The following is a 17,275-nucleotide window of genomic DNA, read 5'->3' as shown; positions in this document are numbered from 1 at the left end:
CAACTGGATATCGGGCGGTTACTATCTTTTGATAGGTTTTTTAGTTGGTGGAATGCCTCTATCTTAAATTTGCCAGCCTTCGAGTTGGTACGTTTAAATACATTGGGAAAGCAAGTGCTGCTTTTCTCTCGCGTGAGTGTGGAGGCAAAACAATGATAATAAATCGCGTCTGCAAAAGTGCCTGCGCTGATTTTCTTGAAAATGCCGTTCGTGGAAGCGAAGCGAAGCTGATTAAAGCTGCTTCGCGAGGGGCAATAATTGTTGCGGGCGTCGGGTTTAGTGCGGTAAGTCAGGGCATGGCGTTCGATCTTGGTCCTGAGATTACGGCAGACTGGACAAATACAGTTAAATATACCGCTGGGGTTAGAACTGGGAGTGGAAACTCTAATAACCTGAATGATCCGAACTCTGATGAGATTGAGCGAAATTTTGATGAGGGCGATCTGGTGATGAACCGGGTGGATCTGCTCACAGAGCTCAACCTGAAATACCAGAATTTTACGTTCAACTTGAGCGGCGCTGGCTGGTATGACGATGTCTATAATTCCAGCAACAGTAACGACTCCCCTGAAACGTTCAACCCGTTCAGTGTTGAAAATGATCAATTTACTTCTGCTACCAAGCGCTGGGCGGGACAAAGCTTTGAGTTGATGAATGCCTTTATCGGCGCGCAATTCGAGCCAGGTGGAATGCCTTTGAGTTTCCGTTTGGGGCGGCACACGTTGCTCTGGGGCGAAAGCTTGTTCTTTACGGACAACGGCATTGCATCCGCTATGGCGCCGGTCGATGTCTACAAGGCCCTCAGCGTACCTAACATCAAGGCTCAGGAAGTGTTCCTTCCGGTAAACCAGTTGTCTGCGAGTGCGCTGCTGAGCGATGAGTGGACGGTGGAGGCCTTCTATCAGTTTGAATGGGAAAAGTCGCGCCTCCCGCCTGTAGGTACGTTCTTTGCGTCGACGGACGTCCTGGACGAAGGTGGCGAACGTATCATCGTGGGGCCCGGTGCGTTCCTTTACCGGGGCTCGGATGATGAAGCGGATGCTCCTCAATTTGGGGTATCACTTCGCTGGCGGCCGGCTCAATACAATTTTGACCTAGGGCTATACGCTATTCGCTACAACTACAAAGAACCCCGTGTAATGACGGAGTTGTCTGGTGGATTTGATCCGGCAACAGGTTCTGTTGGTACTTATCATCTGGAGTATAAAGAGAATATCGAACTGTATGGAGTTAGCGTTAACTCCAGTATTGATAATCTCAATTTGGGTGCCGAGCTCAGTTACCGCCATAATATCCCGCTGCGCGTATCGACCAGTGTCCTTCAGCCGGACTCCTTGGGGGATACAGTGAATGCTCAGGTTTCCGCCATTTATGTCGGCAATGCAGGCATGCTCTGGGACAATATAACTTTTGCTGGTGAGATTGCTGGTCATAAATTGGCGAAGGTTACTCGGAATGGCGATCAGCGCGATACCACTTTGAATAGTTTTGCCTATGGTGCGCGTGGTGTGGTTACCTTGGATTACTACCAAGTTGCTCCAAGTCTTGATCTGTCCGTGCCTATCGGTATTGGTTATGTGTTCAAAGGTAGGTCCCCGACCTCGGGGGCATTCGGCAACTATGGGGAAAACCAAGGCGGGGACGTCACCGTCGGTCTGGCTACTACCTATAAGCAAACTTGGCAAGCGGCTATTAACTACACCAAATTCTTTGGTAATGATGATGATAACCGTTATGTCGGTCGTGACTTTGTAGCGCTTACGCTAAGCACAAGCTTCTAGTTTACAGCTTAGGCTGGTCTTGCCCTCGCTTTGCGAGGGCTTTTTTATATTGTGGGCAGTTGCGGTGGTTGTGTGTTTTTAGGGATTGAATAGCGTCTATCTTAAGATAGGTTATGCGCTCTTCAGGTCGGTGTAGATTTTAGCCTAGACGCTAGGATTCTTCGGGATCCGCGTGAAGGTGGCTAGTTCATTCGCTGAGTAATGGGCTCGTAAAGATAATAACAAATAGGGGTTTAATCGCCCCGTGGACAAAGCTATGCGTGCAAATAAAAAGGCCTTGCTGCTGACCTTGCTATTGTCGATTACCTGGTGCACTAGTCATGCGCATGCAGGTGAGCGTACTCGGCCCGTGGTCCTAGATCGACCGGCGGTCACTATCAAGCATCCAGATAAAGGGTTTTTGTTGGCAGCGGCACGGGCCGGCAATAGGTTGGTGGCCGTTGGTGAGAAAGGTTTGATCGTTCTTTCCGATGATCAGGGAGCTACCTGGAGACAGGCTCGTGAAGTACCAGCGAGCGTCCTGCTGACCGATGTTGCCTTCGCAAATGATACTTCCGGTTGGGCCGTTGGGCATCTGGGGGTGGTTTTGCACACAGAGGACGGTGGGGAGACCTGGAGCCGTCAGCTCGATGGAATCCAGGCGGCGCAGTTGGTACTCGCGGAAGCCGTCCACCACAGCACTGCTGGCACCGCTTCTTCCGTAGATCAGCCATTGGATGCGCTGACTAGTGCCCAGAATCTTGTTGCGGACGGACCTGACAAGCCATTTCTATCGTTAAGCATTCGCGGCGCAAGAGAGGTCTTGGTTGCTGGTGCCTATGGATTGATGTACCGCACCGTAAATGGGGGGCTTTCATGGACTTCCGAAAACAGTGCGCAAGTTAACCCGGGAAGTCTTCATTTCTACGCTCTTACACAGTCCCAGGGGCCTCTGTACGTGGCCGGTGAGCAGGGCTTGCTGCTGAGTAGTGAAGATGGGAAACGATTCCGGGCGCTTCAACAACCTTACGAGGGCACATTGTTTGGTGCTGTGGTTACCAAGAACAGTGATGTTCTAGCGTTTGGTCTCAGAGGTAACTTGGTGCGCTCAAGTGACCATGGGCAGAGCTGGAGCAGAATTGAAAGCGGTGTCTCTGCCTCATTGCAGGCCAGTGAGATATTGGATGATGGTGCGGTAGTTCTCGGTAGCGATAACGGCCAGATCATTGTAAGCCGAGATGGGGGAGAAAAGTTCTCTCCTCTTGCGCAGTCCAATCAGCCTGTCGCTGACATCCTTCAACTTTCAAGGGAGAAGTTGTTGGTTGTGGGACCTCTTGGTGTAGAAATTGTTCAGCTGGAGGCAAAGTAAAATGCAATTCCAAACCGGGGCATCCTCTAGTTCGTTTCAAGTTGGTGATAGTTCGTTCCTCGAGCGACTGTTGTTTGAGAATCGCGGAGTCATCCTTCTCCTTTGCCTGCTGATAACGGTGTTTCTAGGGTATCAGGCACGCTACCTTGGATTGAATGCTAGTTATAAATCGGTAATTCCCCATGATCATCCATATATCCAGAACTATCTTACCCACGAAAAGGATTTGAAGGGGTTGGGGAATACTCTTCGTGTGGTTGTGGAAAATAAATCTGGGAGCATTTTGGACCCCCACTACCTGGATACTCTGCGCAAAGTCAACGACGAGATTTTTGCGCTGCCAGGGGTCGAACGGCCGTATTTGCAATCACTCTGGACGCGCAGCACGCGCTGGCTTGCAGTAACCGAGCAGGGTATTGACGGTGGGCCCGTCATGCCGGACGCCTATGATGGTTCAAAGGCCAGCTTGGAAGAGTTGCGACTCAATATTATGCGGTCCGGGGAAGTCGGTCGTTTGGTCGCCAGTGACTTTCAATCCAGCGCAATTATTGTGCCCCTCCTTGAGTACGATGCCCAGGTTGGCCAGAGCCTCGACTACGGACAGCTATCCAAGCAGTTGGAGGTGATCCGGGCAAAGTACGAAAGCGATAACGTCGGCATTTACATCATCGGATTCGCTAAGGTAATGGGGGATTTGATCGATGGCTTGGTAGAGATTCTGATCTTCTTCGGTGTGGCAATCGCCATTGCCACTGTCATGGTGTACTGGTTTACCCGCTGCCTGCGCAGCACGATGCTGGTAGTGCTGTGTTCCCTTGTGGCCGTACTGTGGCTGCTCGGCATGCTGCCGCTTATGGGCTTCCACCTTGATCCATATTCGATCCTTGTGCCGTTCTTGATTTTTGCCATTGGCATGAGCCATGGCGCACAGAAGATGAACGGCGTGATGCAGGATGTCGGGCGCGGGCTATCAAAAGTGGACGCTGCGCGTAACACATTCCGACGTCTGTTCATGGCTGGATTTACTGCCCTGGTATGCGATGCCGTAGGCTTTGCTGTTCTGTTTATGGTCAATATTCAGGCAATCAGGGAGCTGGCACTAGCCGCAAGCCTTGGCGTCGCTATCCTTATCTTTACCAACTTGATCCTGTTGCCGATTCTGCTCACTTATACGGGCGTCAACCGTCATGCCGCTGAGCGTGCCCTTCGTAGCGAAGAACGCGCTTTAAATGGCAATAGCGGGCCGTGGGGACTGCTTGTCCGGTTCACTCAGCGCCGTTGGGCATTTGGTGCAGTCTGCGTTGCATCATGCCTGGCTATCGGGGGGGCCATATTGGCCTCACAGCTGAAGATTGGTGATCTTGATGCTGGCGCCCCGGAGCTCAATCCGGACTCACGATACAACCGGGACAATGCGTACATCACCACAAACTACTCAACCAGTAGTGACGTGATGGCAATCATGGTGACTACTGCTGATGAACAGTGCGCTGATTACGATACGGTGGTTGCTGTGCGCGATCTGCAGGGGCGCCTGCAGCAGCTTCCTGGAGTAGAGGCTACCAATTCATTTGCCGACCTAGTGCGTCAGATGGGGGCGGCTTTCAATGAAGGTAGCTTTAAATGGGCTGAGATCGTCCCTAATCAGGTAGTGCTCAACACTGTTATGACTCAGGCCACGCGTGGGTTGTTCAATGGTGATTGCAACATGCTCACGGTCTACGCTTACCTGCGCGATCACAAAGCTGAGACTTTACAGCAAGCTGTAGAGGTGGTTGAGCGCTTCGCTGCAGAGTCAAACACTAAGGAAGTAAAGTTTTTGCTGGCGGCAGGTAACGCTGGGATTGAGGCAGCCACTAATCAGGTGGTTAAAAAAAATAACTACCTGATGCTTTTGGGGGTGTATGTCGCGGTTATAGTTCTGAGTCTAATAACGTTCAAATCGTGGCGGGCGGTATTGGTAGCGATATTGCCGCTTGCGCTGACTAGTATATTGGCTGAAGCTCTGATGGTGCTCGTAGGGGTAGGGCTTAAGGTTTCCACATTGCCAGTTACTGCGTTGGGCGTGGGGATCGGTATCGACTACGCACTATATATTCTTAGCATAATGCTGCTCTGGTTGAGGATGGGGTATAGCTTAGAAGAAGCGTATGCACGTTCACTGATGTTTGTTGGCAGGGTGGTGTTGCTGACTGGTATGACGCTAGCCGCTGGCGTGGCCACGTGGATGTTCTCGCCAATTAAGTTCCAAGCTGATATGGGTTTGTTGCTGGCGTTTATGTTCCTCGTTAATATGTTTGGTGCATTGATCCTACTTCCGAGTCTAGCGGCTTTCCTCCTGAAACCGAGCAAGGTAGCTAAGGAGAAAGTTGAGGCGGACGTTCGGCTTAAGGAAAAGTGCGAAGCTGTATGATTGGCTCCTAAAAGTGTCACCCTTTGAACCCACTCCGGTGGGTTCTTTTTTATACAGGGGACCATGTGGGGCGTAGTTAAAGTCTCCACGGTTCAGAGCTGGGATATGAGCTAAACAGCGGTGTGACCAGGTCTAAGAGCACGCGCCTGCATTGGCCCTTGGCACCACTCCCATGAAAGTCTCCTCTGGCTCCGCATTACTATCTTGCGATAGGTACTGCGTTGGCTGTCTCTTCCTATTCTCCAGATTGCAGCATCTCTCTGTGAGCCGGAACCTCTTATTACGAGTGTTTCTCTCCAGCACCGTAAGCGTACGCCGAACTCACCTTGCGTGATTCAGGCAGGCACCCACTGATGCGGCAGCAGTTGGCCGATATCACTTGCTCGCTGCGTCGGCAGTCGTGTCAGCACGTCCTTGAGATAGGCATACGGATCATGTCCGTTCATGCGGGCCGACTGGATCAGGCTCATGATTGCCGCCGCCCGTTTGCCGCTGCGTAGCGACCCGGCAAACAGCCAATTGGAGCGACCTAGAGCCCACGGGCGGATCTGGTTCTCGACTTGGTTATTGTCGATGGGCACAGCACCATCCTCGACATAGCGAGTCAGTGCCTGCCAGCGTTTGAGGCTGTAATCCAAGGCTTTCGCCGTGGCTGATCCGTTGGGCACCCGATCACGTTGGGCCAGCATCCAGTCATGCAGCGCGGCGAGGATCGGTGAGGCCTTTTCCTGCCGTATTCGCCCGCGTTCTTCATCGCTCATGTCGCGCACTTGGCGTTCGACTTCGTACAGCCCAGCGATCGAGTGCAGCGCTTGTTCAGCCAGTTGGCTTTTGTTCGCCGCGTGCAGATCGAAGAACTTGCGGCGGGCGTGGGCCATGCAGCCGATTTCGGTGATGCCTTGCTCGAAACCGGCCTTGTAGCCAGCAAAGTCGTCGCAGACCAGCTTGCCATTCCACTGGCCAAGAAAATTGCGCGCATGCTCGCCGGCACGGCTGGGGCTGAAGTCGTAGACCACGGCCTTCAGATCGGCGAAGGGCGTGGTGCTGTAGGCCCAGACGTAAGCCCGATGGGTTTTCTTTTCGCCCGGCGCGAGCATTTGCACCGGGGTTTCGTCAGCGTGGATCACGCGTTGGCCCAGCACCGCTTCGCGCAGCGCATCGACCAGCGGCTGGAGCTGCACGCCGGTTTGCCCGACCCACTGCGCCAGCGTCGAACGAGCGATAGCCAGGCCGGCACGGCCGAAGATCTTTTCCTGCCGGTACAGCGGCAGGTGGTCGGCGAATTTGGCCACCATCACGTGCGCCAACAGGCCAGCGGTGGGGATACCCTTGTCGATCACCTGCGCCGGCACCGGCGCCTGGATCAGCGTTTCGCACTGGCGGCAGGCCCATTTCCCACGCACATGCTGCTCGACGGTGAACACGCCCGGCGTGTAATCCAGCTTTTCGCTGACGTCTTCACCCACGCGTTGCAGCTGGCAGCCGCAGACGCACTGGGTGTTCTCCGGTTCGTGATGGATCACGGTGCGCGGGAGTTGCGGTGGCAGCGGTGCACGCTTGGGCTGCTGGCGTGCTTCGGCCGGCGCAGCCGGCGGATTGACCGCTTTCAGCTCCGCCTCGATGGCCACGATGTCGGTGTCGAGCAGGTCATCCAGCAGGCGGCCCTGGTCAGGGCTCAGTTGCTCGCTGCGCTTGGCAAACTTGTGCCGCTTGAGGATGGCGATTTCGTGGGTGAGGTTCTCGATCACCGTTTGGTCGCGGTGGATCTTCTTGCCCATCACGTCGACCTGCGTGAGCAACTGCGCAGCCAGGGCGCGCAGCTGGTCAGGAGTCAGTTGGTCGAGATTGGGCGAAGCAGTCATGCCGCTGATTGTGCCAGAGCCGGCGGTCAGCGGAGATAAACCGATGGGCTAATGGCAGGTGCTACAGCACTGTGATCGCGCCGGCGGCGCCGACACGCTGCCAGGGTAGGCCAAGAACCAAAGCCTGAAGTTGCTCGGTGTCGAGCTCGACCTCCGAGCCATGCCGGATGCCTGGCCAGTGAAACTTGCCCTGGTTTAATCTCCGCGCGGCCAGCCAGATACCCACGCCGTCATGCACCAGGACTTTCATGCGGTTGGCGCGGCGATTCGCGAACAGATAGGCACAGTGCGGCTTCGCCGCACCGAACACGGCCACCACACGGGCCAACGCGGTGTCGGTGCCGGCGCGCATGTCCATCGGCTCGGTGGCGAGCCAGATGGTATCGATGCGGATCACGGGGTGAGCCCACGCACAAAGCGGGCGCAACCTTCAGGATCGGAGGCTGGCCATTTCACCGTGACCGCTTGCTCGCCAAGGGACAACTCAATGATTGCGAACGCCTCAGTGGTTCGTTTGGGCGTGGCCCTCAATGGAACGAACGCCGGCAACGCCGCTGGTGGCTGATCTCGGTAAAGCGGTAGCCACTTGCGGATGACGTTGGCGTTGATGCCGTGGCTGATGGCAACGCTGGAGAGGGTCGCACCGGGTTGCAGGCATTCCTGAACAACCTGGGCCTTGAATAATTTGGGGTAAGAGCTTCGTTGGCGCATGGAAATCCCGGCGATAAGGGCTATCGCGTCCGCTTAAAAATACGCGGACACCATCGCCCTTAATGCTGGAGTTCGGAAGGTGACTTGGCTGGACGCTTACCCAGCACCTCCATCAATTGAGTCACAACTAGCCGCCATGACCCAGCCTCGACCTCCAGCACTCGCTCAGCATTTTCCTGATACCCATATGCGGAATTTCAGCTCTCTGGAGTTGGCGCGGTTCAGTTTTGATACCCGTTGTAAACAGTTGCAGCCCCCGGCAGATATGCAGGTGGAGCGGGTTAACCTGAACGGTGTAAGTGCGATGTGGGCCATCCCAGAGGACTACGTCGGGTCCAGGACACTCGTATACGTGCATGGTGGAGGGTTTGTGTTGGGATCTGCCGAGGCCTTCGTGGGGCTGGCCGGCAATCTGGCTCTGCAGGCGGGTGCACGGGCGTTGATCCTTGACTATCGTTTGGCACCCGAACACCCATTCCCGTCTGCACGCGAAGACATTCTTGCTGCTTACCATGCGCTTCTTGGCAATGGTATTGCTGCGGAAGAAATAGTGTTCGCAGGAGATTCGTCAGGGGCGAATCTGATTCTTTCGTTGCTGGAAGATGCTAAGTGCCAATGTCTACCTTTGCCCGCAGCGGCACTTCTTATATCGCCTTGGGTCGACCTCAGTTTGCAGCACGAGAGCTTCACGACCAAAGCAGCTAGCGACATTTGCCTTACCCCAGAGTGGCTGGCGAACTGCGCCTCTCTTTACTTGGGAGAGATTTCCGCGGTAGATCCAAGAGTGTCAGTGCTGCAGAACAGCATGATCGGATTGCCCCCCATGATGATACAGGTGGGCTCAAACGAATTGCTTCTCGATGACTCGCTTAGGCTGGCAAGGCACGCAGGTGGGATGGGAGTGCGGGTGAGATTGGACGTGTGGCCGAATATGTTCCATCTCTGGCACAACCATGCGTCAGAGTTGGAGGAGGGTGATGCTGCCTTGCTCCAGGGGGCGGAGTTCCTAGCCGCGAATCTGCCTTAGCCTTCCGGTGGCATTGTACGAGCATCGGGAAAGAGTCAAAGACAGAGGATAAGGACACGGCCAGTATGAAGACCGTGCCCTTTCTCCATCGTGCGGGCTTGCAAGGCGAACTAGAAGCTCAATGTGGCAACGTCTGCACCAATTCTACCGCTTGCCGTCATGCCAGGGGCCAAGTGGAAGTCGTACGAGATAGCTGGTACTTCAGGGTGGGGAGCGTTGTTGTCCAGGGTTGGGGTCACGATCAGCGTGGTTGAACTCACTCCGAAGACTGCGTCGTCATCGATGTAGCAATCCCCAGCTATGTAGAGGGCGGTTACGAGCTCTTTGTGCTCGGGGGCGCTGATCAGGTAGTGGATATGAGCTGGTCGGTACCCATGGCGACTTTGGGCATCTAGCATGCGTCTTACCGGCCCGTCGTCAGGTAGCGGGTAGCTTTTCGGCATGACCGTGAAGGCATGGTAACAACCGTTCTCGTCAGTGCTGTAGACGCCCCGCGTATCCATTTCCTGTCCGCGCTGAATGTCATAAACCCCTTCTGAATCGGTCTGCCAGATCTGCACTGTGGCATTGGGGATCGGATTTCCATCCGTATTCAGGATTCGGCCATAGAGCTGAAGCTGGGGGCCATTGCAGCGGCGTGCCATTGATTCACTGGCCTGGTAGTTCGGTGCATTCTCCCGATAGAACGGACCGAGCAGACTGCTTTCGGTGGCTTGGTTTACCCCACTCCCATCCTGAAGCAGATTAACGATAGTGCTCAGACCGAGGGCATCCGAGAGGAGGATGAACTCTTGTCGATCGCTATTACACATTTGACCGGTCGCTGTGAGAAATGCAATTCCAGTCAACCATTCTTCAGGTGTCAGGTTTGCTTCAATGGCAAATGCATGCAAATGTCGAACTGCGCATTCCATCAACGTGCGTAGGCGTGTGGAGGGTGTTGTAGACATTTGTGCAATGACTGAGTTTGTCAGTTGAGATAATCGTTCATCACCGAGAGTGGTAGTCATCTTGTTATGGTCCTCTTGTGATACTGATCTTGGAGAGCTCTTAATAAAAACTTCTCGGATTTATCAAATGTTCCGCAGGTTTCATCTGTGATCTATCAGAATGAATTGTTTGCGCCTTGGCTGACGATGGAAGATTCGAGGCGAGCGGCGTACGAGACCTGCCGAGGAATGAATGCCGGGAGAGACCCCGGCATAAATGGCGTTAATTTCAGACGGTTTGCGCTGAAGGAAGGCCGGTGACGTCGATTCGACGATTGTCCTTCTTGTAGGGGGCAGGCGCGACGCGGGCGCGGATGTGCTTCTGACGGGTGCCGGGATGGCCCCAAACCACTACAACCTCCGTACCTGGGGTCGCGTACTCTTGGTCGATAACACACAACGACAGCATTTCGCGGAAGGTGTAGCTGTAGCATCGCGAGCTCGAAACGCCGATTTCGTGGCCATCCACTAGCACTTTGTCCATCCAGGTCAAACCCAGCAGGTTTCGGGGCATTTCCATATAGGTGTATGGCTCTGCGTCCTTGCTCAGAAACGAGGCTGAAACGTCGGATACATCTTCGCCATTCCAGACGAGAGTGACCATTGTCCGACGTGGATTGGCCGCTTCTTCTAGAGCGGCGCGACCGATGAATTCGTGGTCGAACTTCACGTTCTTACCCCAGCCGAGCTCGAACGGCGTGCGGGCATAAGTTGTGAAGTCCCTGCTTTGAGCACTACCGGCGACAGCAAGCCACTCCATGAAGTAAGGCATGCTCTGCAGGATCACACCGAGAAAGTCGCGTTGATCGTCACCGAACATTGCCGGTAAATAGTCCACGGTCGGTGTGGGGAAGCAGGCTTCGACGTGATTCACCATCTTGCTGCGTCCGCCAAGACGGCGGATGCCATATCGCTCTCCCACCTTAAGAATCGTGTTGTAGATTTCGACACCGTTGTGGCTCTCGCCGTGAAGTTCGTATCCGAGTTCACCGGCCATGCCTTGGCGGAGCACGTTGAAGGTCATGCCATTGATGCTGGACTTGCGGAATCGCATGAAGCCGATGTCGCGCAAACTTTCGCCCGTGAGCTCCTCCAGGAGAAGCAAGGAGTTGGGGCCTTGGACCTGGAATGCGAAATAGTCTTCGGTAACGACTTCGGCCTTGGCGTTGTAATTACCCTTTGCAAATTGATACATCGCCCAGGCGACTCCGGGCCCACTGGTGTAAATGAAGCTTTCTTCGGAGAGGCGCATCAGGACGCCATCTCCCATTATCTTGCCGGATACATTACAAAGAACCGCATGTTTGGCTTGACCGATGTCGAATTTTGCAAAGCTGTTTACGGAAATTGAGGAGAAGAAAGACAGAGCGTCCGGCCCAGTAATTTTCAGTTTCATTAGCGGGGACCAGTCGCCGATGAAGCAAGTTTTCTTCCAAGACTCGCACTCATCGATCCAGTTGGTGTATTCCGTGGGCTCAAGCTCGAAGAAGAAACGTGTGTAAGAGGTGGTGCGAGGGTCGTCCGGTACTTGCGCTACGTGGTATAGAGGCTGCGGATTTGCTTTGCTCATGGTATTTCCTTAACTTTCTTGTATTGAAGTGTCGAACAAAAGGTTAACGGCTATCATCCAGTTCCAAGCTTCGGACATAAAAACTGAGATTGCCGCCGCGGCGCGTAACACTTGCGTTATTGCGGTTAACTTGGACAGATTTGAATCGATGAGCAGCGTGTTCTTACGGTGTTTGGACACTAAGAGACGGTGATGTAAGCCCTAGTCCCTACGCCGCCAATGTCACGATCGGTATTTTCTAGTGAGGCCGATTCGATGCAGTAAAAGCTCCGGATGTGCATAGGCTCAAGATAAGCGTGTGTGAGTGCTTAATCCCCTATCCTCAGATAGGGGGAATTACTTGGAATGTTTGTCTAGCCTGCATAGGCATGATAAATCGGCCGTCCCCGGCTGAAACGCTTATGTACATGCGTTCTAAGTAGTAGTCTCATAAAAGGAAATAAATAAGATGATGAGCTTCGAAAATGAAACTGTCCTGATTACCGGCGCAGCCAGCGGCATGGGGGAGTCTCATGCGCGCGCGTTCCATCGTCTGGGCGCGAATGTTGTCATTGGCGATATCGCAAAGGACAAAGGCCAGGCGCTTGCAGACGAGTTGGGCGAACGTGCGATGTTCGTTACTCTGGATGTAACTGATGAAGAGTCTTGGGATGCTGCTCTGGAGCAGGCTCGCACCTTTGGTCTGGTCTCTGTATTAGTTAATAACGCCGGTATTATTGGCTTTGACCCGCTTGATGGCCGCGAGAAGGCCATTTTTCAACGGACGCTCGATATCAACCTTACGGGCGTATATCTTGGAATCTGCTCTGTTGTCGCTGGAATGAAGGAACTGGGTCGCGGCAGTATCATCAACATTGGTTCCACTGCCGCCGTCCAGGGATATCCTTTGGCTTCTGCTTATTGCGCCAGCAAGTGGGGCGTGCGTGGTCTGACTAAGGCGGCGGCGTTGGAGCTCGCTCACGACAATATTCGAGTAAATGCGGTGTTCCCTGGGGCAGTTCACACGCCGATGACTGCGCCACATGATCTCAGTGGAATGCTTTCTATTCAGGCTATCCCGCGGGCGGCACAGCCGGAAGAAATCAGCCGTATGGTGTTGTTTATTGCGCACCAGGATTCGGGCTTTATTACTGGCGGTGAGTATTTGGTAGATGGCGGCACTACGCTTGGACCGTTACCGAAAAACTGGCGTGAGAACCATCAGTAATCGTCTTGTTGCCTAGTGCCTCTTGTACAGGATGCATTCGGTGTTCTGTACAAGCGCTTGTCGCTACCCCTAGCCGCCAAAGTAGAGGTCGGAGGCCGAACTGCCCGCCAATGAAAAAGCGCCGGTGAGCGCTGCCCGCCGGCGCTTTCTCTTGCTCCTTCCCCCCCCCCAATTCCTTCACAGCAAGCGAAGCCACCTTTTGGGCCAGGCCTTATGCCCCGGGAAGTCGATTTTCTGCCCGGGGCAACACCTGTCCATGCTAAGTGCGTGGCTTCGTCGCGCGCCTCGTGGAGGTTGTATGCATTACTATGGTCGCGGTTGGCTCACGGAATCGAAGGCCAGCCTCGAAAGCCCGGCGGCAATGTGCAATTGACGCTGGAATGCATGCAAGCTTCAGGGATGTCTGCGGTGTAGCGTTGTGGGGTGGTTTGGGCGGCAGCGACGATCAGCAGGATGGCGATGGTAACTGCGAGGCCGATGGAAATTATTTTTGTTCTCATGGCTATGCCTCTGGTTGGAGCAGGACAGCCATAGCGTCTCTATTTGCGTTTCAAAAAGGTCCTATCTTTCGATAGCTGTGCTGGCCATCTCGGAATAGGGGTGACCTAGTGCGAAGCGGCAGCATGAAAGTAGGACCGGCATGCAACACTCACCGACCTTTTCTACTGCTCCTCCTCCTTCGGCGTCGGCATTCCACCAGCGTCCTCACCAGGCATTCCCAGATTCCGGTAGGAAGTCATCGTAGATTTCCTTCATCAACTGCCTGAGCCAGCGATTCGCCTCATCGTGGTGAAAGCGGGGATGCCAGTACTGACAAATTGGGAATGGCGCGAGATCCACTGGGGGTTTCAGGCGTCGAACCCAGCCGTACTCATCGAAGATACGGCCGATCTCTCCTGGAACGGTCGCAATCAGCTCAGGGTCATTCTTGATCAGCATGGGAATGACCAGGTAGTGGGGGGTCAGCAGGAACACACCACGCTTGATACCGTGCTCGTCCAGCGCTCGATCGTAGTGCGTGGTCTTGCCCCCGAGATTGATCACGATGTGCTTCATACGGGTGAATTGCTCAAGGCTGATCGAGTCCCCAACCTGTCGGTTTTCCCGACTGACGATCGTGACAAACTTGTGGAAGAACAGATTCTGCTGGAAGAGTTCGTCGTTTACGGCAAGCTGCGATCCCATCGCAAGGTCAGCCTCGCCCGACTCTAGCGTCGCAGCTATGTTTTCGGGCCTGACCTGCAGCGTTTGAATGGTGCAGTGTGGTGCTCTGCGCTTTAGCTCCTGGATCATCCTGGGTAGAAACACGAGTTCGCCCATGTCGGTCATGCAGAACTTGAACGTACGGATCGCCGTGCTCGGGTCGAAGCGAGTTTGGGTGAGTAGCGAGTTTTGTACCGTGCTGATGACCCCCAGTATCGAGACTGCTAACTGCTCGGCCTTGGGCGTCGGCCTCATGCCGTCACCGACCTTGATAAACAGCGGATCGTTGAAGAAGTCCCGCAATCGTTTCAGCGCGTGACTGACCGCGCTTTGCGAGAGATCCAGGCTGTCAGCGGCCCGGGTCACGCTGCCCTCCCGAATCAGAGCATCGAAGACCGGCAGGAGGTTTAGGTCGAGCTTCTTTTCGCTATGAATGCTGTGCATGGGGTCGAGTATTTTTGTGATCGTGATGCATTAAGGTATTCCAAGAGGTTCGTTACTTGAAACGCCGGATGGGATTCGGCATCGCTGAACCAGTGGGCAACTCACCGCGACTGCGATATTCCCGCCACCAGGAGAGTGGGGCGGGTAGGCGCTGTGCTCGATCCCTACCTGGCGAGCGTGCTGATCGACATAGGATGGAGTCTCGAACAGCGCGTTCTCGCTTGGCCTTTTTTGGTGTAGCTGGTGCCGTTGCTACGACGCGCTGAGCAATTCGCACATGAGCGAGAAAACTGGCTGGATCATTATGCACGGCGTGCATTCTGTGCATCTATGGCATGCGTGGATCTCATTTTATCTAGTTTTTATAGTGACTCAGACGTCAGTGCGGCTGCGCTGATGCCCACTCCAATAAAAACGATGATCGGAGACCGCTGTGTCCAATCCAAAATTCATTCTGCTGTTGTCGTGCCGTAATACCGCCGGAATCGTGAAGGATGTTTCCAGCTACCTCTTTGACCAGGGATGCAACATCCTCGATGCGCAGCAATTCGATGATCTGGATACTCAGCAGTTCTTCATGCGGGTGGTGTTCGACGCGATAGACAGCGCGACGCAACTGGTACTCGAGGACATCAAGGCTGGATTCGCCGATGTTGCCCATCGGTACGGCATGGAGTGGTCGCTGCGTCCGCAGGACCAGCGCAAGCGCGTAATGCTGCTCGTGTCCGGCTATGACCATTGCCTGCGCGACCTGCTTTACCGCAGCCGAATCGGCGAGCTGCCGATGGAGATATCGGCCGTTGTCGCCAACCATCCCCAGGAGCGATACGCCGCGGTTGATCTGCAGGGCATAGCGTTTCACTACCTGCCAGTGACCCGGGATAACAAGTCCCAGCAGGAAGAGAAACTGCTTGCCTTGATCGAGTCCACCAGGACCGACCTAGTTGTGCTCGCTCGCTACATGCAGATCCTCTCCGATGACCTCTCGCGCAAGCTGGATGGGCGCTGCATCAACATCCATCACAGCTTCCTGCCGGGATTCAAGGGCGCGCGTCCCTATCACCAGGCCCATGAGCGTGGCGTGAAGCTGATTGGCGCGACCTCGCACTTCGTCACCGCCGACCTGGACGAGGGCCCGATCATCGAGCAAGACGTCGAGCGCATTTCCCACCGCGATAGCGCGGAAGATCTCGTACGTAAGGGGCGTGACATCGAACGACGCGTCCTGGCCAGGGCAGTGCGCGCCTATCTGGAAGACCGCGTCATTCCGAACGGTCGCAAAACCATCGTGTTCGAAGGCTGACGCCTGGCCACGCATAACAACAATTCGTTGAAGTAACCGAGGTAAAGACATGCTCCCCAAGAATTTCAGAAAGACTCCAGAGGGCTATTTCACGTCCCGTTGGGGGCAGCCTGAGTACACGGACTGGCTCGACGAGAGCATGTCCTGGAAGGACCACTGCTACATCGGTGATTGGTCGTTCCTTTGGCAGCGGCGTTACCGTGGACCGGACGTGTTGAAGCTTTTCTCCGATACCTCCATCAACAGCTTCGCCAAGTTCGACATCATGCAGTCCAAGCATGTCACCCACTGCAATCGTGATGGCAAGGTGATCCATGAGGGTATCCTCAGCCGCTGGGGGGAGGATGACTTCATGCTCTTCGGTCGCGGCGGCTTCCTCATGGACTTCCACCTACGCAAGGGTGATTACAACGTCAGCTCGGAGGTTGTCGAAGGGTTCAAATTCCAGGTTGCTGGGCCCAAGGCTGCCGCATTGATCGAGAAGCTGACAGGCGTGGCCCTGGCGGACATCAAGTTCATGCACTCGCAAGTGGTGAAGATTGCCGGGCATGAGGTCTACGCGCTGCGACAGGGCATGTCCGGGGAGCCTGGTGTGGAGCTGCAAGGTCCTGCCGAACATGCTGCCGAGGTGTATGAGGCAGTGGTGCGAGCCGGCGAAGCGTTCGGGATTCGCAAGCTGGGTGGTCGAGCTGCCTTCATCAACCACCTGGAAGCCTGTTTCCCCACTATCGTGACCGACTACCTGCCGGCGATCTTCAGCGAGGACATGGCTGAGTATCGCGCCGAATTCGAAGCGTCTCTGCCGGCGTTCGCCTCGACCTTCAACGTTGCCGGCAGCTTCGAGGCTGATGATGTCAGCGCCTGGTACCGCAGCCCTGTCGAGCTCGGTTGGGGGCGCAACATCAAGTTCGATCACGACTTCATCGGCCGCGAGGCCCTGGAAAAGGAAGTGGCCAACCCACGCCGGGTGATTCGCACCCTGGTGTGGAATCCCGATGATGTGCTCAAGGTATTCGCATCCCTGTTCCAGAAGGGCGAGCACTACGCCTTCATGGAGATGCCCCGGGATCAGCGCGGTTTCATGTATGCCGACAAGGTGCTGGTGAACGGCCGTGAGGTCGGCGTTTCCACCTCTCGTGGCTACAGCTACTTCTTCCGCGAGATGCTCTCGCTGTGCACCCTGGACATCGCCCAGGCAGAAGTAGGTACTGAAGTCACGGTTATCTGGGGCAATCCGGGCGAGCCGCAACTGCCCATCCGCGCCACTGTCCAGCCCGCACCGTACAAAACCGACAACCGCCGCAGCTGAGTCGGCAAGGCCCTGGGTCTCAGGGCCTGCTTCATCTGTAAGACCCGGAGAAACAATGTCCGCATTCCTGATCGACGGAAAAGCCGAAGCCCGGCAACTGCGTGAACG

Annotated in this window: 14 protein-coding genes; 7 read left to right on the top strand and 7 right to left on the bottom strand. The window is 54.9% G+C overall.

The genetic code is table 11. The annotated features are described in order from the left end of the window. Positions 1-152: 152 nt before the first annotated feature. From E8F06_RS10030 to E8F06_RS10020, 3 genes are all read left to right on the top strand, one after another. Positions 153-1,781 (top strand): DUF1302 domain-containing protein, encoded by a 1,629-nt coding sequence (locus E8F06_RS10030; RefSeq protein WP_280360146.1) that lies wholly within the window; start codon positions 153-155, stop codon positions 1,779-1,781. Positions 1,782-2,037: 256 nt separating this feature from the next. Further along, positions 2,038-3,129, top strand: coding sequence for a glycosyl hydrolase (locus E8F06_RS10025; protein WP_179060065.1), 1,092 nt, complete (start codon positions 2,038-2,040; stop codon positions 3,127-3,129). Between the two features lies 1 nt (position 3,130). After that, positions 3,131-5,542 (top strand): MMPL family transporter, encoded by a 2,412-nt coding sequence (locus E8F06_RS10020; protein ID WP_280360148.1) that lies wholly within the window; start codon positions 3,131-3,133, stop codon positions 5,540-5,542. A 335-nt stretch (positions 5,543-5,877) separates the two neighbouring features. Here the strand turns inward: E8F06_RS10020 and E8F06_RS10015 are convergent, their stop codons facing one another. The 3 genes from E8F06_RS10015 to E8F06_RS10005 all read right to left on the bottom strand — a co-directional run bounded on the left by E8F06_RS10015 (position 5,878) and on the right by E8F06_RS10005 (position 8,115). Further along, on the bottom strand, positions 5,878-7,404 hold the full coding sequence (locus E8F06_RS10015; protein ID WP_280360150.1) for an IS66 family transposase: 1,527 nt from the start codon (positions 7,402-7,404) through the stop codon (positions 5,878-5,880). Positions 7,405-7,465: 61 nt separating this feature from the next. After that, on the bottom strand, positions 7,466-7,801 hold the full coding sequence (tnpB, locus tag E8F06_RS10010; RefSeq protein ID WP_165671676.1) for an IS66 family insertion sequence element accessory protein TnpB: 336 nt from the start codon (positions 7,799-7,801) through the stop codon (positions 7,466-7,468). After that, the gene (locus tag E8F06_RS10005) at positions 7,798-8,115 is read right to left on the bottom strand and encodes a transposase (protein WP_280360154.1); all 318 of its coding nucleotides are present in this window, start codon (positions 8,113-8,115) and stop codon (positions 7,798-7,800) included. Before E8F06_RS10005 ends, tnpB begins: the two co-directional genes overlap by 4 nt. Positions 8,116-8,194: 79 nt before the next feature. On the opposite strand from E8F06_RS10005, the gene E8F06_RS10000 reads away from it, so the two are divergent. Next, a complete protein-coding gene (locus E8F06_RS10000; RefSeq protein WP_280360156.1) occupies positions 8,195-9,142 on the top strand; it encodes an alpha/beta hydrolase in 948 nt (315 codons plus the stop codon). 110 nt (positions 9,143-9,252) lie between these two features. On the opposite strand, the gene E8F06_RS09995 is transcribed toward E8F06_RS10000, so the two are convergent. Beyond that, on the bottom strand, positions 9,253-10,152 hold the full coding sequence (locus E8F06_RS09995; protein WP_280360158.1) for a dioxygenase: 900 nt from the start codon (positions 10,150-10,152) through the stop codon (positions 9,253-9,255). A 208-nt stretch (positions 10,153-10,360) separates the two neighbouring features. Then, complete coding sequence (locus tag E8F06_RS09990) at positions 10,361-11,701, bottom strand: aminomethyl transferase family protein (RefSeq protein WP_280360159.1); 1,341 nt, start codon at positions 11,699-11,701, stop codon at positions 10,361-10,363. Positions 11,702-12,149: 448 nt separating this feature from the next. On the opposite strand from E8F06_RS09990, the gene E8F06_RS09985 reads away from it, so the two are divergent. Then, on the top strand, positions 12,150-12,908 hold the full coding sequence (locus E8F06_RS09985; protein ID WP_280360161.1) for an SDR family NAD(P)-dependent oxidoreductase: 759 nt from the start codon (positions 12,150-12,152) through the stop codon (positions 12,906-12,908). Positions 12,909-13,231: 323 nt separating this feature from the next. Here E8F06_RS09985 and E8F06_RS09980 read toward each other — a convergent pair whose 3' ends face one another. Continuing rightward, entirely contained in the window at positions 13,232-13,408 is a 177-nt protein-coding gene (locus E8F06_RS09980) for a hypothetical protein (RefSeq protein WP_280366635.1), read from the bottom strand. A 205-nt stretch (positions 13,409-13,613) separates the two neighbouring features. After that, positions 13,614-14,555, bottom strand: coding sequence for a LysR family transcriptional regulator (locus tag E8F06_RS09975; protein ID WP_280360162.1), 942 nt, complete (start codon positions 14,553-14,555; stop codon positions 13,614-13,616). A gap of 433 nt (positions 14,556-14,988) precedes the next feature. Between E8F06_RS09975 and purU the strand changes: the two genes are divergently transcribed. Both purU and E8F06_RS09965 read left to right on the top strand, forming a co-directional pair. Beyond that, positions 14,989-15,858, top strand: coding sequence for a formyltetrahydrofolate deformylase (gene purU, locus E8F06_RS09970; RefSeq protein ID WP_280360163.1), 870 nt, complete (start codon positions 14,989-14,991; stop codon positions 15,856-15,858). A 49-nt stretch (positions 15,859-15,907) separates the two neighbouring features. Beyond that, positions 15,908-17,167 carry an aminomethyl transferase family protein gene (locus E8F06_RS09965; protein ID WP_179057973.1) on the top strand — a complete coding sequence of 420 codons (1,260 nt, stop codon included), beginning with the start codon at positions 15,908-15,910 and terminating at the stop codon, positions 17,165-17,167. Positions 17,168-17,275: the final 108 nt, after the last annotated feature.

The organism is Pseudomonas sp. BN411 (assembly GCF_029871235.1).
Classification (GTDB): Bacteria; Pseudomonadota; Gammaproteobacteria; order Pseudomonadales; family Pseudomonadaceae; genus Metapseudomonas.
Note: the sequence above shows the minus strand (reverse complement) of the source record. Positions and strands in the feature narration are given on the sequence as shown.